The sequence below is a fragment of the Variovorax sp. UC122_21 genome, from assembly GCF_044056785.1.
In the GTDB taxonomy this organism is placed as follows: Bacteria; Pseudomonadota; Gammaproteobacteria; order Burkholderiales; family Burkholderiaceae_C; genus Variovorax.
This window is the reverse complement of the sequence record NZ_CP172004.1, coordinates 2,400,718-2,425,820: the sequence shown is the minus strand read 5'-3', so window position 1 is coordinate 2,425,820 and position 25,103 is coordinate 2,400,718. Positions and strand designations below refer to the sequence as shown.

General features: G+C 69.0%; 21 protein-coding genes and 3 pseudogenes. 14 read left to right on the top strand and 10 right to left on the bottom strand.

Translation table 11 applies throughout. The features are described from left to right. Positions 1-206: 206 nt before the first annotated feature. A pseudogene (locus ACHMXE_RS23735) lies at positions 207-1,475 on the top strand (sigma-54-dependent Fis family transcriptional regulator); the annotation flags it as partial. 70 nt (positions 1,476-1,545) lie between these two features. Then, positions 1,546-2,100, top strand: a complete 555-nt coding sequence (locus ACHMXE_RS23730; RefSeq protein WP_395352778.1) for a helix-turn-helix domain-containing protein — start codon at positions 1,546-1,548, stop codon at positions 2,098-2,100. Between the two features lie 24 nt (positions 2,101-2,124). Here the strand turns inward: ACHMXE_RS23730 and ACHMXE_RS23725 are convergent, their stop codons facing one another. Next, entirely contained in the window at positions 2,125-3,156 is a 1,032-nt protein-coding gene (locus ACHMXE_RS23725; RefSeq protein ID WP_395351664.1) for a molybdopterin-binding oxidoreductase, read from the bottom strand. Between the two features lie 207 nt (positions 3,157-3,363). On the opposite strand from ACHMXE_RS23725, the gene ACHMXE_RS23720 reads away from it, so the two are divergent. Both ACHMXE_RS23720 and ACHMXE_RS23715 read left to right on the top strand, forming a co-directional pair. Then, positions 3,364-4,134 (top strand): class I SAM-dependent methyltransferase, encoded by a 771-nt coding sequence (locus ACHMXE_RS23720; protein ID WP_395351662.1) that lies wholly within the window; start codon positions 3,364-3,366, stop codon positions 4,132-4,134. 279 nt (positions 4,135-4,413) lie between these two features. After that, positions 4,414-6,012 carry a glucan biosynthesis protein gene (locus tag ACHMXE_RS23715; RefSeq protein ID WP_395351660.1) on the top strand — a complete coding sequence of 533 codons (1,599 nt, stop codon included), beginning with the start codon at positions 4,414-4,416 and terminating at the stop codon, positions 6,010-6,012. 4 nt (positions 6,013-6,016) lie between these two features. Here the strand turns inward: ACHMXE_RS23715 and ACHMXE_RS23710 are convergent, their stop codons facing one another. Further along, a complete protein-coding gene (locus ACHMXE_RS23710; RefSeq protein ID WP_209542745.1) occupies positions 6,017-6,937 on the bottom strand; it encodes a LysR family transcriptional regulator in 921 nt (306 codons plus the stop codon). 125 nt (positions 6,938-7,062) lie between these two features. Here ACHMXE_RS23710 and ACHMXE_RS23705 point away from each other — a divergent pair, with 125 nt between their 5' ends. Continuing rightward, positions 7,063-7,824, top strand: a complete 762-nt coding sequence (locus ACHMXE_RS23705; RefSeq protein ID WP_395351657.1) for a glucose 1-dehydrogenase — start codon at positions 7,063-7,065, stop codon at positions 7,822-7,824. A 3-nt stretch (positions 7,825-7,827) separates the two neighbouring features. Here ACHMXE_RS23705 and ACHMXE_RS23700 read toward each other — a convergent pair whose 3' ends face one another. Further along, complete coding sequence (locus ACHMXE_RS23700; RefSeq protein ID WP_057597061.1) at positions 7,828-8,238, bottom strand: FKBP-type peptidyl-prolyl cis-trans isomerase; 411 nt, start codon at positions 8,236-8,238, stop codon at positions 7,828-7,830. A 130-nt stretch (positions 8,239-8,368) separates the two neighbouring features. Here ACHMXE_RS23700 and eat point away from each other — a divergent pair. The 6 genes and pseudogenes from eat (at position 8,369) to ACHMXE_RS23670 (ending at position 14,242) form a co-directional block, all read left to right on the top strand. Next, positions 8,369-9,795 (top strand): annotated as a pseudogene (gene eat / locus ACHMXE_RS23695) (ethanolamine permease). Positions 9,796-9,802: 7 nt separating this feature from the next. After that, on the top strand, positions 9,803-11,197 hold the full coding sequence (locus ACHMXE_RS23690) for an ethanolamine ammonia-lyase subunit EutB (RefSeq protein WP_395351655.1): 1,395 nt from the start codon (positions 9,803-9,805) through the stop codon (positions 11,195-11,197). Further along, positions 11,194-12,000 (top strand): ethanolamine ammonia-lyase subunit EutC, encoded by an 807-nt coding sequence (gene eutC / locus ACHMXE_RS23685; RefSeq protein ID WP_395351653.1) that lies wholly within the window; start codon positions 11,194-11,196, stop codon positions 11,998-12,000. Before ACHMXE_RS23690 ends, eutC begins: the two co-directional genes overlap by 4 nt. 33 nt (positions 12,001-12,033) lie before the next feature. Then, positions 12,034-12,378, top strand: coding sequence for a helix-turn-helix domain-containing protein (locus ACHMXE_RS23680; RefSeq protein WP_395351651.1), 345 nt, complete (start codon positions 12,034-12,036; stop codon positions 12,376-12,378). After that, positions 12,368-13,636, top strand: coding sequence for a type II toxin-antitoxin system HipA family toxin (locus tag ACHMXE_RS23675; RefSeq protein ID WP_395351649.1), 1,269 nt, complete (start codon positions 12,368-12,370; stop codon positions 13,634-13,636). The genes ACHMXE_RS23680 and ACHMXE_RS23675 overlap by 11 nt, the downstream gene beginning before the upstream one ends. A 25-nt stretch (positions 13,637-13,661) precedes the next feature. Further along, positions 13,662-14,242 (top strand): annotated as a pseudogene (locus tag ACHMXE_RS23670) (peroxidase-related enzyme). 16 nt (positions 14,243-14,258) lie between these two features. Here ACHMXE_RS23670 and ACHMXE_RS23665 read toward each other — a convergent pair. Together ACHMXE_RS23665 and ACHMXE_RS23660 are read right to left on the bottom strand one after the other, a co-directional pair. Then, the gene (locus ACHMXE_RS23665) at positions 14,259-16,016 is read right to left on the bottom strand and encodes a phosphoethanolamine transferase (protein ID WP_395351647.1); all 1,758 of its coding nucleotides are present in this window, start codon (positions 16,014-16,016) and stop codon (positions 14,259-14,261) included. A 57-nt stretch (positions 16,017-16,073) separates the two neighbouring features. Then, the gene (locus tag ACHMXE_RS23660) at positions 16,074-16,772 is read right to left on the bottom strand and encodes a phosphatase PAP2 family protein (RefSeq protein ID WP_395351645.1); all 699 of its coding nucleotides are present in this window, start codon (positions 16,770-16,772) and stop codon (positions 16,074-16,076) included. 163 nt (positions 16,773-16,935) lie between these two features. Here ACHMXE_RS23660 and ACHMXE_RS23655 point away from each other — a divergent pair, with 163 nt between their 5' ends. Further along, the gene (locus ACHMXE_RS23655; protein WP_209542754.1) at positions 16,936-17,604 is read left to right on the top strand and encodes a response regulator transcription factor; all 669 of its coding nucleotides are present in this window, start codon (positions 16,936-16,938) and stop codon (positions 17,602-17,604) included. A 3-nt stretch (positions 17,605-17,607) separates the two neighbouring features. Continuing rightward, positions 17,608-18,972, top strand: a complete 1,365-nt coding sequence (locus tag ACHMXE_RS23650; RefSeq protein ID WP_395351643.1) for a sensor histidine kinase — start codon at positions 17,608-17,610, stop codon at positions 18,970-18,972. 16 nt (positions 18,973-18,988) lie between these two features. Here the strand turns inward: ACHMXE_RS23650 and ACHMXE_RS23645 are convergent, their stop codons facing one another. From ACHMXE_RS23645 to ACHMXE_RS23635, 3 genes are all read right to left on the bottom strand, one after another. Further along, positions 18,989-19,411, bottom strand: a complete 423-nt coding sequence (locus ACHMXE_RS23645) for an acyl-CoA thioesterase (protein WP_395351641.1) — start codon at positions 19,409-19,411, stop codon at positions 18,989-18,991. Next, positions 19,408-20,238, bottom strand: coding sequence for a DMT family transporter (locus tag ACHMXE_RS23640; RefSeq protein WP_395352776.1), 831 nt, complete (start codon positions 20,236-20,238; stop codon positions 19,408-19,410). Before ACHMXE_RS23640 ends, ACHMXE_RS23645 begins: the two co-directional genes overlap by 4 nt. 77 nt (positions 20,239-20,315) lie before the next feature. Next, positions 20,316-21,098 (bottom strand): SDR family oxidoreductase, encoded by a 783-nt coding sequence (locus ACHMXE_RS23635; protein WP_093344855.1) that lies wholly within the window; start codon positions 21,096-21,098, stop codon positions 20,316-20,318. Positions 21,099-21,237: 139 nt separating this feature from the next. Here ACHMXE_RS23635 and ACHMXE_RS23630 point away from each other — a divergent pair, with 139 nt between their 5' ends. After that, entirely contained in the window at positions 21,238-22,941 is a 1,704-nt protein-coding gene (locus ACHMXE_RS23630; protein WP_395351639.1) for an electron transfer flavoprotein-ubiquinone oxidoreductase, read from the top strand. Between the two features lie 186 nt (positions 22,942-23,127). Here the strand turns inward: ACHMXE_RS23630 and ACHMXE_RS23625 are convergent, their stop codons facing one another. Together ACHMXE_RS23625 and ACHMXE_RS23620 are read right to left on the bottom strand one after the other, a co-directional pair. Next, positions 23,128-24,207: a hypothetical protein gene (locus tag ACHMXE_RS23625; protein ID WP_395351637.1), complete on the bottom strand. Its 1,080-nt coding sequence runs from the start codon at positions 24,205-24,207 to the stop codon at positions 23,128-23,130. Continuing rightward, positions 24,204-25,091 carry a 6-bladed beta-propeller gene (locus ACHMXE_RS23620; protein WP_395351635.1) on the bottom strand — a complete coding sequence of 296 codons (888 nt, stop codon included), beginning with the start codon at positions 25,089-25,091 and terminating at the stop codon, positions 24,204-24,206. The genes ACHMXE_RS23625 and ACHMXE_RS23620 overlap by 4 nt, the downstream gene beginning before the upstream one ends. Positions 25,092-25,103 lie beyond the last annotated feature (12 nt).

Sequence of the window (25,103 nt, the reverse complement as noted above, 5' to 3'; positions counted from 1 at the left end):
GACATGCGGCGTCCCGCACGAAGGTCTGCAAGGCCCGTACCCGCCGGCCTCGGTGGAATCCCGAAGGTGACGGCCCTGGGAGTGGGGCTGTCGCAAGGGTTTTCTTTTCGCAATCTGCGACATATCCGCGCGAACATGACGGCTAGCATGTCGCGAAAGGCGAACCGGGCGAACCGGCTCGCACCTCGAACCGACTGGAGCCGTGGATGACCGACTCGCAATCGCCCTCGTCGCAGGTGGAACAGGCCCGGGAGCTCTTCTTCGTGCAGGGCCGCGACCCCGAGCCCTGGATCGCGCCGCACATCTCGCGCTCGTGGCGCCGCAGCCTGCCGGTCGATCCGCGCGGCGGCGAGTGCGAGCCGATGGCGCTGGCGCTGCTGCGCGAGCGGCGCGAACAGGCGATGCGGCTGCTCGACTGCGCCCAGCCCGAGCTCGACGGCCTGGCCGAGCACGCGACCGGCAACGGCTGCGTGGTGGTGCTGTCGGACGCCAGCGGCCTGATCCTCGACGAGATCGGCAGCCCCGACTTCCTGCCCAAGGCCGAGCGCCTCGCGCTGCGGCCCGGCGCCGGCTGGTCGGAACACCAGCGCGGCACCAATGCCATCGGCACCGCGCTGGCCGAGCGCCAGGCGCTGATGGTGCTCGGCGGCGAGCACTACCTGGCGCGCAACGGCACGCTGGGCTGCGCGGCGGCGCCGATCTTCACCGGCCGCGGCGAGGTCGCGGGCGCGCTCGACATCTCGGGCGAGACGGTGCGCGTCAACAGCCATGCGCTCGGGCTGGTGCGCATGGCGGCGCAGCAGGTCGGCCACCGCATGATGCTCAGCGAGGCCAGCGGCCACCTGCTGCGCTTCCATCCGCGGCCCTCGCTGATCGGCACCGCGCGCGAAGGCCTGATGGTGATCGCCGACGGCCGCATCGTCGCGGCCAACCACGTGGCGCTCGAACTGTTCGGGCACGCGTGGCAGGAGCTGCTCGACCTCGACGCCGCCACCTTCCTCGGCCGCGACTGGGCGCGCATGGAGCGCCGCCGCAGCCTGCTCACGCTGCCGGGCGGGCGCCAGATCGCGACCGTGCTCGAGCGCGCGGCCCGGCCCGGCGAACCACTGTCGCGCGGCGCGCGGCGCCAATGGACACCCGAGGACTCGGCCGCCGCGCCACCGCCCGACGACGTGCAGCCGCTGCTCGAGCGCGCGGTGCGGGTGCTGAACCAGGGCGTGCCGGTGCTGGTCAACGGCGAGACCGGCAGCGGCAAGGAGGTGTTCGCGCGCCGGCTGCATGCCGCGAGCCGGCGCAGCGCCGGGCCCTTCGTCGCGGTCGACTGCGCCTCGCTGCCCGAGACCCTGATCGAGGCCGAGCTGTTCGGCTACGAGGACGGCGCCTTCACCGGCGCCCGCCGCCGCGGCGCGCCGGGCCGCATCCGCGAGGCGCAGGGCGGCATGCTGTTCCTCGACGAGATCGCCGAGATGCCGCTGGCGCTGCAGACGCGGCTGCTGCGCGTGCTCGAGGAGCGCACGGTGCGCGCCGCTGGGCGGCGGCCAGGGCGTGGCGGTGGATTTCGACCTGGCCTGCGCCACGCACGGCGACCTGCCGGCGCTGGTGGCGGCCGGACGTTTTCGCGCCGACCTGATGTACCGCGTGGCCGGCTTCACCGTGGCGCTGCCGCCGCTGCGCGAACGCGCCGACCGGCATGCGCTGATCGCGCGGCTGTTCCTCGAATCGGGCGCGGCCGCGCGAGGGCTGCGGCTCGAGGACGAGGCGCTCGAGGCGCTCGCGGCCTGCCCCTGGCCCGGCAACGTGCGCGAGCTGCGCAGCGTGCTGCGTTCGCTCGTGGCGCTGGCCGAGCCCGGCGATGCGATCGGCCTCGACGCGCTGCCGGCGAACCTGCGCGCGGTGTCCGCGATGCCGGCCGCCAGCGTGCGGGACGACGCGGGCCCCGGCTTCGGTGGCCCGCCGCCGCTCGTGGCGATCACGCGGCAGGCGATCGCGCAGGCGCTGCAGGACTGCGGGCACGACGTCGCCGAGGCCGCGCGCCGGCTCGGCATCCACCGCAGCACCGTCTACCGGCACCTGGCACGCGAGCGCGGCCGGCCCGGCTGAGACGGCCGCGCGTCGATCCGCAGCTCAGGGCGTGTCCGCCGCGAACACCTCGATCGCGACCAGGTTCGACACCGAACGGCCCTGCTTGACCTCGCCCGGCACCACGAGCCGCGCGACGCCGTTGGCGCCGAGCCCCGCGCCGTTCATGTCGTAGGCGACGATCGCGCCCTTGTTGCCGAAGCCGGGATCGATCTCGCCGAGCGAGACCGCGGCGCGATAGCCGTCGCTGCCGGTCGCCACGGCGTACATCGACAGGCTGGGGTTCTTGCCCGCGGGCAGGCGCAGGCCCAGGCCGTTGAGCAGCGTCCAGAGGCTGACACCGGTGTAGACGTTGGCGCCCACGGTCTGCGTGACCGGCACCATCGCCTGCAGCGCCTTGAGGTCGAAGCTCAGCGGCGTGCCGACCGCGCCCGACACCGCGAAGCTCGTCGACACGCCGCCGCCCGTGCCGGCGGCGGTGGCGGCCGAGGGCTGCACCCGCAGTCGCACGAGCTGCGAGACATAGCGCTCGCCCTTGATGTCGCCCGGCGCGGTGACGCGGAACGGCCCGTCGGCCGCGGCCAGCGGCCCCGAGCTGCCGCCGGTGGTTTCGGCATAGGCCACGATCGCGGGCTTGTTGCCGAAGTCGGGGCTCAGCTCGCCGAGCGCGAACACCACGCGGTAGCCGTCGGCGCCGGTGGCCAGCACATGGCGGCTCAGCAGGTCGTTCTTGCGCGTGGCGTCGGCCTGCAGGCCCGCGTCGGACAGCAGCGACCAGAGGCTGGTGCCGGTGTAGGTGCGGGTCTGCGGCGTGCTGCCGCTGTTGAAGTTCACCGTCTGCGTGAGGGCGGCGCGCGCGGCCAGGTCGGCCTCGGCATAGTCGGCGGGACGGTCGATGGCGCCTTCGAGCTTGACCGTGGGCGCCGGCGGCGCGGGCGGCGGCGGTGGGGGAGAAGGCGGTGCGGGCGCGGGCGGCGGCGCCACCGGCAGGAACACCCCGCTATCGCCACCACCGCCGCAACCGGCGACCACGACCGCCACCAGACCGGACACCACGCCCGCGGACCAATGTTTCATATCCACCTCGTCTCCATGTTTTTCGATATGTTTATTCTTACATAGCGAATTCATTCGAATCCAATAGCTCCATTCGTATGCGATCCATCACTGTGCATGTATGGATACGGCGAATGCCGATTCCCGCCGCGACTGGACAGCGCGCGCCCTTGCCCGTCTCTTCATCAGGCGAGAGACTTCGCCCCCGCCCTCACTTCCAGTCCCCGCATGCCCTCCGACGCCGCCCCGCCCGCTTCCGGCCTCTCGGCCGTGCCCTCGACGCTGCGCATCCCGCTGGCCGCGCGCGCCTTCGGCGATGCGATGTTTCCGCGCATGGCGGTCGGCGATGCGAGCGCGGCGCGCCTGCTGGCCACGCTCGAGGACCAGGCCCCGCCGCTGCCGCGCGACCGCGCCACGGTCTATGGCGTGCTGGCGCGCACGCGCTACTTCCGCGCGCTCGCGCGCGACTTCCTGCAGGCGAATCCCGGCGGCCACGTGGTCAACCTCGGCTGCGGCCTGAGCCACTACTTCCAATGGCTCGACGACGGCAAGGCCCGCATGACCGATGCAGACCTGCCCGAGGTGCTCGCGGTGCGCCGCGCGCTGCTGGCCGACGACGAACCGCGCCACGAGGTGCGGCCGCTCGACCTCACGGCCCCCGACTGGTGGGACGGCCTCGGCCTGCCCGCGCGCGACGGGCCGCCGGTGTTCCTGTTCTCCGAGGGCGTGCTGATGTACCTCGAGCCCGCGCAGGTCGAGGCCGTGCTCGCCACCGGCCGCGCGCACCGGCATCCCTCGGTGCGGCCCACGGGCGCGCAGTTCCGCTGGGGCCTGCGCCGGCCGGCCGAGCTGGCGCGCGCGCATCCGCGGCTGCGACTCGCGGGCACCCACGAGGTGATGGCGGGCTATGGCTTCCCGCACGGCATGCTCTCGAGCGCGATCGGTGCCTTCCTCGGCGTGCCGATGTACGCGGTGTACGCGCTGCACGCGGTGGACTGAACCGGGCTCGATACACAAACGCACAATTTCGTCGCATCGCCGGCCTTGTCCGGCGGCGTTTGCGCGGAATGGCTGACGCGCCCCGAACCAGGGCCAGGGCAAGCTACCGACTCGTCCCGCCCGCCGAACCTGCGCCGCCCGGCACAGGCCGGCGCCTTCCCGACGGAGGAGTTTCGCGCTGCATTAGGATCGTCCGGCCGCCGCGCCCACGCTTCCTCTTCTTCGTCCTCCCCGGAGTTCTCCGAACTCGTCACAGCCATCGCAACCCTCAAGAAAACAATGCTTGATCGCCGATCCTTCCTTGCCGCCGGCAGCGCCGCCGCCACCCTCGCCGCCCTCGGGCTGCCCGCCGAAGCGCTGGCCGCCAGCGGACTGCAACTGAGTCAGCCGAGGCCCTTCTCGTTCGACAACCTGGTCGCCGAAGCCAAGTCGCTCGCCGGCCGGCCCTATGCCGCACCGGCGCCGCTCGCGCCGCAGGTGCTCGAGAAGATCGACTACGACGCGCACGGCAAGCTCAAGTTCGACCCCGCCAACGCCCTGTTCCGCGACGGCCCCGGCGCCTTCCCGGTCACCTTCTTCCACCTCGGCCGCTTCTTCCAGACGCCGGTGCGCATGCACGTGCTCGAGAGCTCCGACGGCGACGGCTTCGCGCGCGAGGTGCTCTACAGCCCCTCGTACTTCTCGATGCCCGCCGACAGCCCGGCGCGCGCGCTGCCCGAGGGCGCCGGCTTCGCGGGCTTCCGCCTGCAGGAAAGCCGCCTGGGCGACCAGGCCAGGCTCGACTGGCAGAAGAACGACTGGGTCGCCTTCCTCGGCGCCTCCTACTTCCGCGCGATCGGCGAGCTCTACCAGTACGGCCTGTCGGCGCGCGGCATCGCGCTCGAGGTGGCCGTGCCCGACCGGCCCGAGGAATTCCCGGCCTTCACGCGCTTCTATTTCGAGACGCCCGCGGCCGGCAACACCAACTCGATGACGGTCTATGCGCTGCTCGAGGGACCGAGCATCACCGGCGTGTTCAAGTTCGTGATGCAGCGCGGCAAGGCCGTGATCATGGACATCGACTCGCGTCTGTTCCTGCGCCGCGACGTGGCGCGCCTGGGCCTGGTGCCGCTGACCTCGATGTACTGGTACTCCGAGACCGCCAAGCCCACCGCGATCGACTGGCGCCCCGAGGTGCACGACTCCGACGGCCTCGCGATCTGGAACGGCGCGGGCGAGCGCATCTGGCGCCCGCTCAACAACCCGACGCAGACCCGCGCCTCGGCCTTCGCCGACACCGGCCCCAAGGGCTTCGGCCTGCTGCAGCGCGACCGGTCCTTCGACCACTTCCAGGACGGCGTGTACTACGAGAAGCGCCCGAGCCTGTGGGTCGAGCCGCTGGGCGACTGGGGCGAGGGTTCGGTGCAGCTGATCGAGATCCCGACCGACGACGAGATCCACGACAACATCGTGGCCTTCTGGGTGCCCAAGGCCGATGCCAAGGCCGGCGCCAGCTACAACCTCAAGTACCGGCTGCACTGGACCGACCAGGAGCCCTACCCCTCGCCGCTGGCACGCTGCGTGGCCACGCGCATCGGGCGCGGCGGCCAGCCGGGCCAGCCGCGGCCGCCGGGCGTGCGCAAGTTCATGGTCGAGTTCATCGGCGCGCCGCTCGCCAACATCCCGTTCGGCGTCAAGCCCGAGCTGGTGCTCACGGCCTCGCGCGGCAAGTTCTCCTACATCTTCGCGGAGGCCGTGCCCAACGGCGTCACCGGCCACTGGCGCGCGCAGTTCGACTTCACGGCAGAGGGCAACGAGCCGGTCGACATGCGCCTGTTCCTGAAGAACGGCGACCAGACACTGACCGAGACCTGGCTGTACCAGTACCAGCCGGGCTGATCTTTCAGCGCGGCTTGCGCTGCTTGTCGTAGGGCGCGAACAGCTCCACCGCCCAGTCGACGAACACGCGCAGCTTGGCACTCAGGTGCCGGTTGGTCGGGTACACCACGTGCAGCGGATAGGGCTCGGGCGCGAAGCCCTGCAGCACCTCGACCAAGGCACCGCTCGCGAGATACGGCGCGGCCATCAGGTCGAAGGTCTGCGCCAGGCCCATCCCGGTGAGCATCGCGCTCAGGTGCGCGGTGCTCTCGTTCACGCCCACCACCGTGTGGCCGTGGATCTCGATGCGCTCCTCGCCGCGCCCGTAGCGCAGCGGCACCGGCCGGTTGCTCAGCGACGAGAAATAGCCCACCACGCGGTGCCGGCCATCGCCGATGTCGGCCGGGGTCTTCGGCACGCCATGGCGCTCGAGGTAGCCGGGCGTGGCGCAGGTCACGAAGGGCATGGTCGCGATGCGACGCGCCACCAGCGTCTGGTCGTCGAGCGGGCCCGCGCGGATCACGCAGTCCACCGCATCGCCGACCAGGTTCACGGGCCGGTCGCCCACGCCGATCTCGAGCTCGATCTCGGGATAGCGCGCATGGAAGGCCGGCAGCTGCGGGATCAGGATCATGTTGGCCAGCGAGGAGCCGACGTCCACGCGCAGCCGTCCGCGCGGATTGGCCTGTGCGTTCGTGAGGTCCGACTCGATGTCCTCGAGCTCGGCGAGCACGCGCGCGGTGCGCTCGTAGTAGGCCGCGCCCTCGGGCGTGACCGTCACGCGCCGGGTCGTGCGCTGCAGCAGCTTCACGCGCAGATGGGTCTCGAGCTGCTGCACCATCTTCGTCACGGTCGGCTTGGGCATCTGCAGCGAATCGGCGGCGCGCGTGAAGGTGCCGGCCTCGACCACGCGGGCGAAGACGCGCATGGCGGCGATCTGGTCCATCGGCCGATTATTAGTGATTCGTGAATAAACAAGTGACGCGCGGCGTCTTGGTGGGCGCGGGGGTCGCGCCCAAACTTCCTTCCATCGTCAACGCCGCATCGCGGCATCACCCAAGGAAAGAAGTCATGTCCACCTCCACGCTCAAGCTCGATGGAAAGATCGCCCTCGTCACCGGCGGCACCAGCGGCATCGGCCTGGCCACCGCGCAACGCTTCGTGGCCGAAGGCGCCCACGTGTTCGTCACCGGCCGCTGCCAGGCCGAGCTCGACGCGGCCGTGAAAGCCATTGGCCGCAACGTCACGGGCGTGCTCGGCGACGTCTCGAAGCTCGACGACCTCGACCGCCTCTACGACACCATCCGCACGCAGAAGGGCCGGCTCGACGTGCTGTTCGCCAACGCGGGCGGCGGCAGCCTGGTGCCGCTGGGCCAGATCACCGAGGAGCATTTCGACAAGACCTTCGGCATCAACGTGCGCGGCCTGCTGTTCACCGTGCAGAAGGCGCTGCCGCTGATGGCCAAGGGCTCGTCGATCGTGCTGAACGCCTCGATCACCAGCATCAAGGGCACGCCGGCCTTCAGCGTCTACAGCGCGACCAAGGCCGCGGTGCGCAGCTTCGCGCGCAGCTGGGCCGTGGACCTGAAGGATGCCGGCATCCGCGTCAACGCGGTGAGCCCGGGCGTGGTGCCGACCCCGGCCTACGAGCTGCTGGGCCTCACGCCGGAACAGGTCGAGGGCTTCATCGAATCGCAGGCCCAGGCCATTCCGCTGGGCCGCGTCGGCACGCCCGACGAGATCGCCAAGGCCGTGGTGTTCCTGGCCTCGGACGACAGCAGCTTCGTCAATGCCACCGAACTCTTCGTCGACGGCGGCATGGCGCAGATCTGAAGCTCAGCGCTTGGTCACGGAGATGAGTTCGATCTCGAAGTTCAGCGTGGCGTTGGGCGGAATCACGCCGCCCGCGCCGCGCGAACCGTAGGCGATCGACGGCGGGCAGGTTAGCTTGGCCTTGCCGCCCGGCTTCATCTTCTGCACGCCCTCGGTCCAGCACGGGATCACGCCGTTGAGCGGGAACTCGGTGGGTTCGTTGCGCTTGTAGGAGCTGTCGAACTCCTTGCCCGAATCGGGGAAGGTGCCGCGGTAGTGCACCTTGACCACGTCGGTCGCGGCCGGCGAGGCGCCCGTGCCTTCCTTGAGCGACTGGTAGATCAGGCCGCTGGCCGTGGTGACGGGCGCGGACTGGGCCCACGCGGCGGACACGGCGCAGAAGGACACGAGAGCGGCACAGAACAGGGACTTCACGGGATACCTCGAGGGAATGGTGGGAAAGGGCCGATTATGGCCAGCGCGCATGAAGCGCCGAAGCCGGCGATGGAACGGCCCTTGCTTCGCGGCGGGGGTACTGTCAACATCGCCCGAGAGAGGAACTCCCATGCCTTCCACCGAAGCCACGCCCGCGGCGCCCTCCCCCGGCGGCAGCGGCCATCTGAAGAAAGTGCTCGGTCCCCTGCAGCTCTGGGGCATCGCGGTCGGCCTCGTGATCTCGGGCGAGTACTTTGGTTGGAGCTACGGCTGGAACACCGCCGGCACGCTGGGCTTCCTGGTCGCCACGGTGCTGGTGGCGACGATGTACACCACCTTCATCTTCAGCTTCACCGAACTCTCGACCGCCATCCCGCATGCCGGCGGCCCCTTCGCGTACGCGCGCCGCGCCTTCGGCCCGCACGGCGGCTTCGTGGCGGGCTTCGCCACGCTGATCGAATTCGTGTTCGCGCCGCCGGCCATCGCGCTGGCGATCGGCGCCTACCTCAACGTGCAGTTCCCGGGCATCAACCCGAAGTGGTTCGCGCTCGGCGCCTACGTGATCTTCATCGGCCTCAACTGGATCGGCATCGGCATCGCCGCAGCCTTCGAGTTGTTCGTCACCGTGCTCGCGATCTTCGAGCTGCTGGTGTTCATGGGCGTGGTCACGCCGGGCTGGTCGATGGCCAACTTCGTCGCCAACGGCTGGGCCGGCGGCAGCGTGCTGAACGGCGCGGCCATCGCGGGCATCTTCGCCTCGATCCCGTTCGCGATCTGGTTCTTCCTCGCGATCGAGGGCGCGGCCATGGCGGCCGAGGAAGCGCGCGATCCGCACCGCACGATCCCGATCGCCTACACCACCGGCATCGTCACGCTGGTGGTGCTGGCCTTCGGCGTGATGATCTTCGCGGGCGGCGTGGGCGACTGGCGCAAGCTCGCCAACATCAACGACCCGCTGCCGCAGGCCATGAAGGCCGTGGTGGGCGACAACAGCGGCTGGCTGCACATGCTGGTGTGGATCGGCCTGTTCGGGCTGATCGCCTCCTTCCACGGAATCATCATGGGCTACTCGCGCCAGATCTTCGCGCTGGCGCGCGCCGGTTACCTGCCGCGCTACTTCGCGGGCCTGAGCCCGCGCTTCGACACGCCGCACCGCGCGCTGCTGGCCGGCGGCGTCGTCGGCGTGGTGGCGATCTTCAGCGACGAGTGGGTGCAGTTCGGCGGCCAGACGCTCACGGCCAACATCGTGACCATGGCCGTGCTCGGCGCGATCGTGATGTACCTGGTCTCGATGGCCGCGCTGTTCAGGCTGCGCCGCACCGAGCCCGCGCTGCCGCGCAGCTACCGCGCGCCCTTCTATCCGGTGTTCCCGCCATCGCGCTGGGCCTGGGCCTGGTGTGCCTGGGCGCGATGGTGTGGTTCAACCCGATGCTCACCCTGCTGTTCCTCGTGCTGATGGCACTGGCCTATCTCTACTTCCTCGCGACATCGGCCCAGCGCAACGCGGCCGCGCCCGACGAGATGCTGTCGGCCCCCACCTCCACGCCCGCCGCCTGATCGAACGATGCGCTACCGCACCACCATCGCCGGCCAGGGCTTCGCCTTCGACGACCTGCGCCAGGTCATGGCCGCGGCCAGTCCCGCGCGCTCGGGCGACTACCTCGCGGGCATCGGCGCGGCCACCGCGCAGCAGCGCATGGCCGCGCGCCACGTGCTGGCCGACACGCCGCTCGCGCAGTTCCTCAACGAGGCGCTGATCCCCTACGAGAGCGACAACATCACGCGGCTGATCATCGACGGCCACGATGCACGGGCCTTCGCGCCGGTCTCGCACCTCACGGTCGGCGACTTCCGCAACTGGCTGCTGTCGGAGCAGGCGGACACCGCGGCGCTCACGGCCCTCGCGCCGGGCCTCACGCCCGAGATGGTGGCGGCGGTGTCGAAGCTCATGCGCAACCAGGACCTGGTCTCGGTCGCGAAGAAGTGCAACGTGGTCACGCGCTTTCGCGACACCATCGGCCTGCCCGGCCACCTCGCGGTGCGGCTGCAGCCCAACCACCCCACCGACGACCTGCGCGGCGTGGCCGCCTCCACGCTCGACGGCCTGCTCTACGGCGCGGGCGACGCGGTGATCGGCCTGAACCCGGTGTCCGACAGCCTGCCGGTGCTCGGTCGCCTGCTGCACATGCTCGACGAACTGATCCAGCGCTTCGAGATCCCCACCCAGAGCTGCGTGCTCACGCACGTCACCAACACGCTGCGCCTGGCCGAGGCCGGCGCGCCGGTCGACCTGGTGTTCCAGTCGATCGCGGGCACCGAGAAGGCCAACCTCTCGTTCGGCGTCACGCCCGAGCTGCTGGCCGAGGCCCACGATGCCGCGCAGTCGCTCCGGCGCGGCACCGTCGGCGACAACCTCATGTACTTCGAGACCGGCCAGGGCAGCGCGCTGTCGGCCAATGCCAACTTCGGCGTCGACCAGCAGACCTGCGAGGTGCGCGCCTATGCGCTGGCGCGCCGCTACAAGCCGCTGCTCATCAACACCGTGGTCGGCTTCATCGGCCCCGAGTACCTGTACGACGGCAAGCAGATCATCCGCGCCGGCCTCGAGGACCACTTCTGCGGCAAGCTCATGGGCCTGCCGATCGGCTGCGACATCTGCTACACCAACCATGCCGAGGCCGACCAGGACGACATGGACAACCTGCTGGTGCTGCTGGGCACCGCGGGCATCAACTTCATCATGGGCATCCCGGGCGCCGACGACGTGATGCTCAACTACCAGAGCACCTCCTTCCACGACGCGCTGTTCCTGCGCCAGACCCTGGGCCTGAAGCGCGCGCCCGAGTTCGAGGCCTGGCTGCAGCGCATGCAGATCACCGATGCGGCGGGGCGGATCGCGCCGCCCTCTTCCAACCGGCTGCTGGCCGGCATGGGCGCCCTGTCGGCGCTGTCCTCATGAGCGATCCGGTCACGCCCAATCCCTGGGGCCAGTGGCGCTCGGCCACGCCCGCGCGGCTCGCGCTGGGCCGCGCCGGCGCCGGCATGCCAACCGACGAGACGCTGCGCTTCGGCTGGGCCCATGCGATGGCGCGCGACGCGATCCATGCGGCGCTCGACGTCGATGCGCTCGAAGCCGCGCTGCGGCACGACGGCTGGCAGACAGCGCAGGTGCGCAGCCGCGCCGAGGACCGCGCCACCTACCTGCGGCGGCCGGACCTGGGGCGGCAGCTCGATGCCGGCGATGCGGACCGGTTGCGCGCCGGCGCCAGCGCACCGGTCGATGTCTGCATCGTGATCGGCGACGGCCTGTCCTCGCTCGCGGTCGCGCGCCATGCGGCGCCGCTGCTCGCGGCGCTGCGCCCGCACCTGCCGCCCGACACCCGTTTCGCCCCGGTCGTCATCGCGACCCAGGCGCGCGTCGCGCTCGCCGACGAGGCGGCCGAGCTGTTCAGCGCCACGCTCTCGGTCATGCTGATCGGCGAACGCCCGGGCCTCAGCTCGCCCGACAGCCTCGGCATCTACCTGACCCACGCGCCGCGCAAGGGCCGCCACGATGCCGAACGCAACTGCATCTCGAACGTGCGGCCCGAGGGCCTGTCGTACGAACTCGCGGCCTTCAAGCTGGCCTGGCTGATGCGCGAGGCGCTGCGGCGCGGGCTCAGCGGCGTGGGGCTCAAGGACGAGAGCGACCTGGCGGTGCTGGAGGCGGGCGCCGAACCACTCGGGCGCCTCGACAAGCAGTCCTCAGATTCGTCAATATAATGGCTCTTAAACCACTTAACGGCCATTTTATTGATGTCAAGGCAAAGCAACAGCCTTTCCGCACTGCCGTCCCGGACGCTGGCGCCGCTGGCACGCCTCGGCGAGCGATTGCGCGCTCACCGGTTCCAGCGCGAATGGACGGTGGCCGAGGCCTCGGAACGCCTGCTGTGTTCGCCCACGACCCTGCGCGCGCTCGAAGCCGGCAAGCCGGGCACGAGCATCGGCCTGCTCGCGCACGCGCTGTGGCTCTTCGGTGAGATCGACACGCTCGACGCGGTGGCGCCGGCGCCCTCGGGGATGGTTGCGCAGCGCAGGGTACGCAAGTCCGCTAAACGAATCGTCCCGGGCTCCATCAGGGAGGATGAACGTGATTTCTAACCAATCCTTGGAGCAGAGTATCTACGTGGGTCTTGCCCATGACCCTGATCAGGGCGTCGAGCCGGTCGGGCTCATGAAGCTGACAAGGCATGGTGTACTGGAATCGGGTGAATTCGCGTACGGGCAGCGATATCTGAAAAAAATACACGCGCAGCCACTCAACCCAGACTACTTGCCACTACAAGAGGCGACTTTCACCCTAGGTGAACGCCGATTCCGAGATGGCGGAGCAATACCACTCACACTCAAAGACGCACTACCTGATAGCTGGGGTCGCAAAGTACTTGAGATTCGTCACGGACGATCGTTATCAGATGTGGAAGCGCTCCTGTTGACCAATGAGGATCGCATTGGTGCAATGTTTTTCTCCGAGTCTTTGAAGTTTGAATACCCCGTCGAGACCATCCCGCCACTTACCCTCGACGAGCTCGCAGATGCATCTAGACGCATTGAAGCGGGATTGGAAATTGATCCCCACATGAATCAACTTCTTCGAGGTGGAAGCCTCGGTGGTGCCCGCCCCAAAGCCCCCTTCGTTTTGGAAGGTCGGCGATACATCGCCAAGTTTGCAGCTCGGGGAGACGACCATGATGTGGAGTTGCTCGAGGCAACCACACTGTCCCTGGCGCTGGCTTGCGGAATAACTGTGCCTCGCACTGTTGTTCTGCCCGTCTCCACGGGACATGCCCTACTGGTTGAGCGCTTTGATCGCGATGGTCCAATTTCGAACGAGCAACGATTTCACTACCTTTCAGCATCCGCTCTGCTCGATGCACCTTATGAATCAAGCAAGGGAAGCTATGTGGAATTGGCTCAAACCCTTCGCCGAATTTCGTCACGGCCAGTGCAGGATCTCGAAGAGCTTTTTCGCCGCCTGATCTTCAATCTCTCAGCTGGAAACAGCGATGACCATGGAAAAAATCATGGCGTTCTGCACCAAGGCAGCGGGTTCTGGAAGCTCGCTCCCGCATTTGATCTTGTGATGCAGTGGGGAGGCCAAACCGGCTATCAATCAATGGCGATCTCTCCGGGCCGTTTCGAGTCAAGTTTCGGCACTGGCAAAAGCATCCGCTGCATATTTCGGCTTGTCTACGACCAGAGCGAACGAAATCATAGAGTTCATAGAAAACATCGTCGTCGGTTCTACCTATCTCTATGCACAAGCCTCAGGTGGCGACCGCAAGTTTTGCCTACGAGCCGAAAGCTTTTGCAGAAGAACAAGCGCAAAGAATTCGCCGCTGATGCCGTTTTCCTATGATGCTCTCCCGAGAAAAGGAGACACCATGACCACCCGCTACCCCTTCGCCGAGCTCGCCGACCTGCCGAAGACATCCGCGCCGCCATCCTCGCGGTGCAGGAGAAGGCCGGCTTCGTGCCCAACGTGTTCCTCGCGCTCGCGCGCCGGCCCGCCGAATGGCGCGCCTTCTTCGCCTACCACGACGCGCTGATGCTCAAGGAGGAAGGCTCGCTCACCAAGGGCGACCGCGAGATGATCGTGACCACCACCAGCGCGGCCAACCAGTGCCTCTACTGCGTGGTGGCGCACGGCGCGCTGCTGCGCATCTACGAGAAGAAGCCGCTGGTGGCCGACCAGGTGGCCGTGAACTACCGCAAGGCCGACATCACGCCGCGCCAGCGCGCGATGCTCGACTTCGCGATGAAGGTCTGCGAGCGCTCGCACGAGATCGACGACAGCGACTTCGCACCGCTGCATGCCCACGGCTTCGACGACGAGGACATCTGGGACATCGCGGCCATCACCGCCTTCTTCGGCCTGAGCAACCGGCTCGCGAGCTTCAGCGGCATGCAGCCGAATCCCGAGTTCTTCCTGATGGGTCGGCTGCCGCGCGAGAAGAAGCAGTAGGCGGCGCGGCCGGCGCTCAGGCCGCGTCGCCCTTGCGGCAGGTGGCCAGCGCATCGAGCGCGGGCTTGTAGGTCGGCGTGTTCACGTCCATCAGGCCCAGCACCGTGTGATAGAGGTTGTCGTGCGTGAGCGGCGCATCGAGGCCGGCTTCCATGCACGGGCGCGACAGCTTGCGGCGCTCGCTGAGCCCGGCGCTGAACCAGGTGACCATCGGCACGTGCTTCTGCGCCTCGGGCGCGAAGCTGTAGGGCACGCCGTGCAGGAACAGGCCGAACTCGCCCAGCGATTCGCCGTGGTCGCTCACGTAGAGCAGGCCCGGGTCGTACTGGGTCGACTGGCCCTTGAGCCAGTCGATGGTGCGGCCGAGGAAGCGGTCGGTCTGCGCGATCGAGTTGTCGTAGACGTTCATCAGCTCGGTATGGCCGCACTCGGCGAGCGCATTGGTCTTGCACTCGGGCTGGAAGCGCTTCATGTCGGCGCCCGAGCGCTTGTAGTAGGCGGGCCCGTGGCTGCCCATCTGGTGCATCACCAGCACCACGCCCTTGGCGCGGCGCTCCGCCGGCAGCGCGGCGATGCGCGCATCGAGGCCCTCGAGCATCACGTCGTCGAGGCATTCCTCGCCGTCGCACAGCGCGCTCCTGGTGGCGCTCGGCAGGTTGTCGAAGGCCGAGGCATTGGGAATGCGCGTGCAGACGTCCTTGCAGCCGGCCTGGTTGTCGAGCCAGAACACGGCCAGCCCGGCCGCTTGCAGCACGTCGACCAGGTTCTCGTAGTCGTCCTTGCGCGATTCGTAGCCCTGCTTGCCCAGCGGCGAGAACATGCAGGGCACCGAGGCCAGCGTGTTGGTGCCGCAGGAATGCACCTCGCGGTAGCTCAGCACGCCGCGCTTCGCGAGCTCGGGCGTGGTGTCGCGCGCATAGCCGTTGAGGCCGAAGTGGTCGGCGCGCGCGGTCTCGCCCACCACCACCACGAACAGCGGCGGCTTCTGCTGGGCCGCGTAGCTGGCGCCGAGCGTCGTGCCCGCGGTGATCGGGATCAGCTTGCCGCTGCGCTTGAACAGCGGCTTGATGAACACCGCGCCGGTCGAGTAGAGGCTGGCGATCGGGTTCATCATGTAGCGCAGGTGCACGTTGTTGCGCATCAGCGGCGCCAGCTGCCGGTTCATGGCCACGGCCGCGACCAGCGCGACGGCCACCGCGAGCAGCAACAGCACGGCATTGCGCCACAGCTGCGAGATCCAGCGCATCGGCGCGATGCGCGCGAACCACAGCACGACGGCGACCGGCGCGATCACCACCAGCAAGTTGAAGCCCATGCGCCAGCTCAGCAGGTCGCGCGCCTCGTTGGGATCGGTCTGCAAGACGTTGGCGATCATGGTCGGGTCCATGACCACGCGGTACTCGAGCATGTAGTGCTGCACCAGCGCCGCCAGCACGGCCACCGCCAGCCACAGCGGCTTCATCCAGCGCGTCCAGGCGGTGAACGAGAGCATGGCCACCGTGCCGCAGAAGCTCAGCAGGCTCATCGCGGCGATGGTCGGCAGGTAGGTGCTGGGCGCGCCGCCGATGCGGGCCAGTTCGTTCCACAGCGGCCAGTTGGCGACCAGGCCCAGGTACAGGGCCAGCCATAGCACCATCTGGCGGGCCGATCGCGGCCGCTCCAGCCATTGGCGCGCCGTCTCCCACGTGGTCCCGGCTGCGGTGCCCGGGCGGTGTTGGGAGATCGGTGGAATGCCGGACCGGAGCGGCGCTGGCTCTATGCGCGTGACAGACATGCGACAAATGTAGGGAGCGTGCCTGAAAGGAGCCTGAACTTCGAGTTCAGGTGCTGTTCAGGCTTCCTGCAACGCAATGGCGTCTTTGCGCGCGCCCGCGCGCCGGGCGAACGTGTCGATGGCGAAGCCCACGGCCCAGCAGACCCAGCCGCTCCAGAGGGTGTGGCTCATGTAGTGGGCGCCGCGCAGCTGTTGCGTCACGCCGAGCAGCAGGCCGCCGATCAGCGCGGCGGCCAGCCAGGCCAGCGCGATGCGCGGGGCGACGCGCCGCAGCACGAAGTAGCCGCCCAGGTAGGCGAAGGCGGTGGACGCATGGCCGGCCGGGAAGCAGCCGCCCGGGCCGCCGTCGCGCACGCCCCAGGACCAGTGCGAGACGTAGCGCGCCATGCCGCCGAACTCCTGCAGGTCCCACGGGCAGCTGGTGTGGCTCGCGTGCTTGAGCAGGCTGACGGCGAACACCGAGGCCAGCACCGTCAGCGCCAGCTGCGCGCGGCTCGCGCGGTCGAGCCGCCGCAGGAAGCCCACGGGCCAGCGGATCGCGAGGAACAGCCCGGCCAGCAGCGCCCAGCTGAGGTTCTTGGCGCCGGTGTGCATCACATGGACCAAGAACGGGTTCTCGCGCAGCGGAAAGCCCATCGGCGTGCCCATCCAGCGCGCGATCGGCAGGTCGGCGCCGCTGGCGTCCCAGAGCAGCAACAGGGCGAGCGAGATCAGGGTCCAGGCGCCCAGGCGGAGGTTCGGGAAGCGGCGGGTCATCGGAAAAAAGCGGCCATCGGCAAAAATGGGGGCCAGCCTAGGCCGCGCGAATGAACCAGGCCTGAAGCCACATGAACCGAAGCTGAAGCCGGCTGAGCGCCAGCTGACCGCGGCCCGGACGCTAGACTCCGGCCTTCCCACCGAATCCGAGGAGTGCCGTCGCGTGCGCATATTGCTGGTCGAAGACGATGTGTCGCTGGCGGACGCGGTCTGCGGCTACCTGCTGGCCAAGGCTTTCGTGGTCGACGTGGCGCCGAGCCTGGCCGATGCGCGCGGCGCGCTGCTCTCGGTGCAGTACGCGGCGGTGCTGCTCGACCTGCACCTGGGCGACGGCGACGGGCTCTCGCTGCTGCCGCAGGTGCGCGCGTTGCGCGAGCCGCCGATCGTCATCGTGCTGACCGCGCGCGACCAGGTCACCGACCGCATCCGCGGCCTCGATGCCGGCGCCGACGACTACCTGATCAAACCCTACGACCCGGCCGAGCTGCTGGCGCGGCTGCGCGCGGTGGAACGCCGGCGCAGCGCGGGCAACTCGCCGGTGCTGCAGCTGGGCACGCTCGAGATCGACATCGCGCACGACCGCGTGCGCCGCGACGGCCAGCCGGTGACGCTGACGCAGAAGGAATGGGCGCTGCTGCGCGTGATGGCCACCCGGCCCGAGCGCATCCACACGCGCGAGAACCTCGCCGATGCGCTCTACGGCTTCGGCGACGAGGCCGACAGCAACACGCTCGAGGTCTTCATCAGCCGGCTGCGGCGCAAGCTGGGCCGCAGCCACATCCAGACCCTGCGCGGGCTCGGCTACCGGCTCTCGGCCGACGAGGAGGAATAGCCGATGACCGAAGCAGTGGCACCTCGCGCGCGCAGCGAGCGCGACACCCTGGCCGGCCGGCTCACGCGCACGCTGATCCTGTGGGTCGGCGGCGTCTGGCTGCTGTGCGTGTTCGCGGTGGTCTGGTACGTGGACCGCGAGATCAACCACAACTTCGACAACGAGCTGGTCGAGGTCTCGCACCGCATGTTCGCGATGGCGGTGCAGGAGCTCGAGAAGCTGCAGCACCCGGGCCAGGAGCCCCCGCGCGCGCCGCTGATCGCGCCCAAGCAGCTGTTCTCGGAGGACGCGGTGATCTACCAGATCGTCGACCTGCACGAGCACGTGCTGCTGCGCTCGGCCGAGGCGCCCGAGGACACCTTCGACGTGCCGCTGGCCGCGGGCTTCGCGAACAACCCGAACTGGCGCATCTACACCGTGCGCCATCCCACGCTGGGCCTGTTCTTCCAGGTCGCCGATCCGCTCGACGAACGCCGCCGCGCACTGAACCGCACCTTGTTCGGCCTGATCATCCCGCTCGGCGCGGTGCTGCCGCTGCTGGCGCTGGTGCTGCGCAACGTGGCGCGCACCGAGCTGCGCGTGCTGCAGCAGCTCACCGGCGAGATCGAGAAGCGCAGCGGCGCCGACCTGCGCCCGATCGCCCTGCCCAACCTGCCGCGCGAGCTGCGCACCGTGGGCGACCACGTCAACCTGCTGCTGGAGCGCCTGTCGCATTCGCTCGACGTGGAGCGCGCGCTCGCGGCCAATGCCGCGCACGAGCTGCGCACGCCGCTGGCGGCTGCGCGGCTGCGGCTGCAGACCGCGCTCGAGCACGACCTGCAGCGCAACGACGTGCAGGCTGCGCTCGACGCGCTGCGCACGCTGAGCCACCGCGCCGAGAAGCTGCTGCAGCTCTCGCGCGCCGAATCGGGCGCCTCGCTGGCACGTGCGCGGGTCGACCTGGTGCAGTTGGCCGGCACGGTGGCACAGGAGTTCTGGCAGGACCCGCAGCATGCCGAGCGCCTCGCGCTCAAGGTGCCCGACAGCGTGGCGCCGGTGGCCCTGGGCGACGTCGACGCGCTCGCGATCGCGCTGCGCAACCTGGCGGAGAACGCGCTGCGCTATGGCGGCGACGGCCGCGTCGTGATCGAGGTGATGGCGCCCTGCGTGCTCGCGGTGCGCGATGCCGGCCCCGGCGTCAGCGCCGAGCAGCTCGCGACCCTGCGCGAGCGCCATGTGCGCCACAGCTCCGACCGCGCGGGCTACGGCCTGGGCATCTCGATCGTGAGCACCATCGTCGAGAAGCATGGCGCGAAGCTCGAGCTGGCCTCGCCGCCGGCGGGCGCGGCCCAGGGCTTCGAGGCGCGGATCGTGCTGCGGCCGGCCTGAAGGCCGGCGCCCGCGCTCAGTCGCTAACCAGCGCGCGCAGCCAGTCGGGCAGCGCCAGCGCCTTCTGCTTCGGGAAGTCGACCCAGATCGTGGTCGCGCCGCCCGCGGCGCAGATCACATCGGGCTGGTCGGCGCGCGCCATCGTGGCCCAGCTCTCGAAGGTGGTGCGGCCCGGATCGCTCACGTACATCTTGAGCAGCACTTGGCCCGGGTACTCGATCTGCCTGTAGAAGTTGCAGAAGGCATTCACGATCACCATGCCCTCGCCGCCGGGCTCGGGCTCGAAGCCGATCGAATGCATCCAGTCGATGCGCGCGGTCTCGAGGTAGCGAAAGTAGGTGCCGTTGTTGAGATGGCCCATCGCGTCCATGTCGCCCCAGCGGATCGGGATCGACATTTCGTAGACCAGTTTCTTCTTCTCGGGGATTTCGATTCTCATCGGTGGGCCTTGATCGAGGCGAGGATGCCGAGGACGAACAGCAGCGCCGCCACCAGTTCGGTGGCCTGCGGCCAGCGGCCGTCCCAGACGAAGGAATAGACCAGCGCGAACAGCGTCTCGCTCACGATGAGCTGGCCGCAGAGGCTGGCCGACAGCCGCTGGCTCGCGACGTTCCAGAGGATGGTGGCGAGCCACGAGGAGCCGAAGCCGCCCGCGAGCGCCAGCACGACGAACAGCAGGCCGTCGGCCTGGGCCCGCAGCGCCGCGAGGTCGCTGCCGGCCGCGAGCCAGAGGCCGATGGCGCCCAGGCCGGTGGCGATGCCGAGCCAGTTGGCCCAGTCGGCCGCATGGACCTCGGTGTGGCGCTGCAGCCAGGCCGCGTTGAGCAGGCCGTAGACGGTCCAGCTCGCCATCGCGCCGAGCGAGAGCACGATGCCCCAGGCGAACTGCCCGCCGCCGTGCGCGCCGCCCTGCCGGGCCGACCACGCGCCCCAGATCATCAGCGCGATGCCGGCGCCGGTGAGCAGCAGGCCGGGCAGCAGCGCGGCCATGCGCAGCCCCGGCGGGCGGCCCAGCAGCATCATCCAGACCGGGATGGTGCCGATGATGAGGCTGGGCACCTCGGTGCCCGCGGCCACGATGCCGAAGGCCAGCAGCAGGTAGTAGCCGCTGAAGCCCAGCACGCTGAGGCCGAGGGCGGCCAGCGCCTGGCGGCCCGTGGGCCAGCGCCGCGCCGCGGGCCGCGCGAACACGGCCAGCGCCGATACGGCGCCGAAGACGGCGAAGCGGGCCGAGACGATGTCGACCATGCCGAAGTGCCCGACCATGCGCGGCACGACGAACACCAGCCCCCAGAGCGCCCCCGCGCCCAGGCCGGCCGCGATGCCGATCCAGGCGCGCGGGCTCAGAGCGCGAACCCGTCGTCGGCCGCGATCACGGCGCCGTTCACGAAATGGCTCTCGCCGCTGGCCAGCAGCACGATCAGACCGTCGAGGTCCTCGGGCTTGCCCACGCGCTTGCGCGGCAGCATGCTCACGAGCTTGGCGCCGCCCTCGGTGCTCCAGTGCGATTCGTTGATCTCGGTCTCGATGTAGCCCGGGCACAGCGCGTTGACGTTGATGCCGAAGCGGCCCCATTCGAGCGCCATGGCCTTGGTCATCTGGATCAGCGCGGCCTTGCTCATGGCGTAGACGCCGATCTGCGGCAGCACCTTGAGCCCGGCCACCGAGGCGATGTTGATGATGCGCCCGCCGATGTAGGTGCCCGGCGCCGCGCCCTTGGCACGCGCCAGCATGCGCTTGCCGACCTCCTGCGCGACGAAGAACGAGCCCTTGAGGTTGGCGTCGAAGATGAAGTCGTAGTCCTCGGGCGTCACGTCCTGCAGCCGCTGGGTGGTGCTCACGCCCGAGTTGTTGACCAGCACGTCGATGGCGCCGACCTCGGTCTCGGCGCGGGCCACCGCCGCCTTGATGCTGCCGATGTCGGTCACGTCGAGCTCGACCACGTGGGCGTCGCCGCCCTCGCCCTGGATGCGGGCGCGCAGCTCCTTGAGCTTGTCGACGCGCCGGCTCGCGAGCACCACGGCGGCACCCGCGCGCGCCAGCGTTTTCGCGAACTGCGCGCCGAGGCCGCTCGAGGCGCCGGTGACGAAGGCCACGCGGCCCGAGAGATCGATGCTGTACGCCATTGGAGTGCTGTTCCTGTGGAGTCGCGAAGGCGACGTGAAAACACGGGCGACACGCCCCGCGGGGCGGCCCGTGGCGCCCGCATAAAATGCCCCGCAGCCACGAAGCGCCAGTGCCTCCCATCATATCGACGAGACCCCCATGACCCACGACGAAATCCTTGCCCAGTACGGTCCCCGCGAAGCCATGGAGTACGACGTCGTTGTCGTCGGTGGCGGGCCGGCCGGCCTCTCGACCGCGATCCGCCTCAAGCAGCTCGCCGCCCAGCACGAGAAGGAGGTCTCGGTCGTGGTGCTCGAGAAGGGCTCCGAGCCCGGCGCCCACATCCTGTCGGGCGCCATCATGGACCCGCGCGCGCTCAACGAGCTGCTGCCCGACTGGAAGGAACTCGGCGCGCCGCTGAACCAGCCCGTGACCGACGACGCGATGGTGTTCCTCGGCGAGAAGGCCAGCCTGCGCACGCCCAACGCCTTCCTGCCCGACTGCTTCCAGAACCACGGCAACTACATCATCAGCCTCGGCGCCTTCACCAAGTGGCTGGCGCAGCAGGCCGAGAACCTCGGCGTCGAGATCTTCCCGGGCTTCCCGGCCGCCGAGGTGCTCTACGACGAGAAGGGGGCCGTGCGCGGCGTCGCCACCGGCAACATGGGCGTGGGCAAGGACGGCGAGCCGACCGAGAACTTCCAGCTCGGCATGGAGCTGCTGGGCAAGTACACGGTGTTCGCCGAGGGCGCCCGCGGCCACCTGGGCCGCCAGCTGATCGCCAAGTTCAAGCTCGACGAGGGCAAGGACCCGCAGACCTACGGCCTGGGCGTCAAGGAAGTCTGGGAAATCGATCCCAAGCGCCACGTGCCCGGCTTCGTGCTGCACACGGCCGGCTGGCCGATGAAGAGCGACACCTACGGCGGCGCCTTCCTCTATCACATGGAGGACAACAAGGTCACCATGGGCTTCATCACGGGCCTGGACTACAGCAACCCCTACCTGAGCCCGTTCGAGGAAATGCAGCGCTGGAAGCTGCACCCCAACATCCGCTGGTACCTCGAGGGCGACGAGGCCAAGGGCATCAAGCCCGCCAAGCGCATCGGCTACGGCGCGCGCGCGATCACGGCCGGCGGCCTGCAGTCGCTGCCCAAGACGGTGTTCCCGGGCGGCGCGCTGGTCGGCTGCGAGGCCGGCTACCTCAACGTGAGCCGCATCAAGGGCAGCCACGCCGCGATCAAGACCGGCATGCTGGCCGCCGAGGCCGCCTTCGACGCGCTGCAGGCCGGCCGCCAGCACGACGAGCTCACGGCCTATCCGGCGGCGTTCGAGAAGAGCTGGCTGCATGCCGAACTCAAGAAGGCGCGCAACTTCAAGGCCTGGTTCAAGAAGGGCCTGCTGGTCGCGACGCTGATGAACGGCATCGAGCAATGGCTGCTCAAGGGCAACATCCCCTGGACGCTGCGCCGCACCAAGCCCGACCACCAGTACCTGAAGCCGGCCGCGGAATGCCAGCCGATCGCCTACCCCAAGCCCGACGGCAAGCTCACCTTCGACCGGCTCTCGAGCGTGTTCATCAGCAACACCAACCACGAGGAACAGCAGCCGGCCCACCTGACGCTGAAGGACGCGTCGGTGCCGGTCAACGTCAACCTCGCGAAGTTCGCCGGCCCCGAAAGCCGCTATTGCCCGGCGGGCGTGTACGAGTTCGTGCCTGACGAGGCCAGTTCTGGCAAGCAGCGGCTGCAGATCAACGCGCAGAACTGCGTGCACTGCAAGACCTGCGACATCAAGGATCCGACGCAGAACATCGTGTGGGTCACGCCTGAAGGGGGCGGTGGGCCCAACTACGTGGGGATGTGAGGTCTGTTTTCTGGGGCCCTCTTCGGAGGGCCTTTTTGCTTCTGGTCGTTCTAGTTCGGGGTGCGTGCACAGGACAGCGGGTGCTTCCCTCCGCGAATGTCCCCCGGCCTTCGGCCTCCTCCTTTATTTCGCTGCGGGAAGTACCCGCTGCCCTGTGCACGAGGAGACGGTGTGGGGCTGCCAGGGTCAGGCGAGGTACGTGGCTACCTCTTCGGCTGTGAGGAAGCGCACTACCGTCACCTGTGGTTTCTGCTCCGAATGGAAGGCCTGGTTGAAACCGTTCCAGCCGCGTGCTGGCTTGTCCTCGGTCTCCAGCGCGACGAGCACCAGCCTCCCCTGCCTACGCGCGTTCTCTCGCAAGGTCCCCTCGCCCCAGGCCCAGGCCATGCGGTCGACGAGTTCACCACCGGCATAGGCCTTGGCCTGCAACCAGAGATACTGCGCCGAGTCGCAGTCGCGCGGCTCGTCGTCGGCGCCGAGGCGGTCGGCCAGCGGTTGGCGTATGCCCAAGGTCTTCGCATGCACGCTGAACAGGTCCTGCAGCAGCGAGAAGGCATGGAAGTTGTTGTTGATGCCGTGGGCGCGCACGATCATCCCGGCGTTCGAAGCCGGCAGCAGCACGACCAGCTCGTCCTCGTAGGCCATCTGGGCGGCGCGGTGCAGGAAGTGCAACTCCTCGAAGGGCAAGGTGCCGTTGACCGACAACGCCTCGATGCGCGCGCGCAGCGCCTCGTCGGCCAGCAGTTCGCGGTGGTTGCGCACATCGCGCATCAGCATCGCCATCAGCGGCAGCACCAGCAGGTCGACCGCCTGCCGACTCGCTTCGACCTGCAGGCGCTCGGCCGGCGGCAGCGCCTCGAGCGCGGCCTCGGCGGCGCGCCAGGCGAGGACATCGGCCGGTTCCTCCTCGGGCGCTTCTTCCTCTTCATCGTCCTCCATCGGCTCCGCGGCGCCATAGGGTGCGAGCGATTCGAGCAGTTGCGTCAGGCGCCGCAACGCCGCCGGAAACAGCAACCGCGGATCGGCACCGTTCTCCACCAGACCGCCGCAAAGAACCGCGAACAACGCGGCGCGCAGCGGATGCAGTTCGGGCAGCAGCGCGGCCGCGGCTTGCAGCACCTCGTCGCCCAGTCCCTCCTGTACCGTCGCGCGGTAGCAGTCGGACACCGCATCGCGATCGAAGAAACCCGCCTGCGCATCGAGGTCGTCCTCGTGCAGCACAGGCAGGCGCAGAACGTCGAGAAAATCCGGTGGCAACGCTTTCATGCAAGGGAGCGTAGCGCAGCCGCCCCCACCGGCCCGATGCGTTCGTACTTGGTCACGCAATGCATGCCATGCCCCTGCTCGGCCACGAACAGGCTGCCATCGGCCGCGCCCCACAGGCCATGACCATACACGCCGAAAGTGCGAAAGCGCCCCAGCACCGCGCCCGAGCGATCGAGCCGGCTCACGCGCGGTGCCTGCTCGGTCACGAACACCTCGCTGCCGTTCGACCAGATGTCCATCGGCCGCAAGAGGCCCGTCCACTGCGTCAGATAGCGACCCTCGCGATCGAAGAGCTGGATGCGGTCGTTGTCGCGGTCGCACACGGCCACGCGGTCATCCGCCAGTACCCACACACCGTGCGGCGTCGAGAACTCGCCGGGCCCCTGCCCCACGCCGCCCCAGGTCTGCAGATGTCGCCCCTCGGCCGAGAAGCGATGCACACAGGCATTGCCATAGCCATCGCTCACATAGATCTCGCCATCGGGCGCCACCGCCACGTCGGTCGGATGATTGAACGGCGCACCCCAGCGCGGCGCATTGAAGTGGCCGAGTTCGAAACGCGTTTCGAGCGCCGCATCGAGCGCCAGCACCTGGTGGGCGTCGTACGACACGAGGTAGACGTTGTCCGCGCCATCGATGAAGAGACCGTGGCCGCTGGTGAGCCTGGGGTTTTCGTAGACCGTGTCGAGCTCGCCATCGGGTCCGTAGATCAACAGCTGCGGTGCCGAGCGCTGTAGCACGAACACGCGGCCGCGGCTGTCGAGCGCCAATTGGCTGATCACGCCGACATTGCCGCGTGGCGAAGGCTTCTGCCAGGGGCGCACCATTCGGTAGTCCGATTGGCCGTCGGTCATGAAGAAATCTGATGCTTCGTTGGGGGGCATGGGGATCCTTGC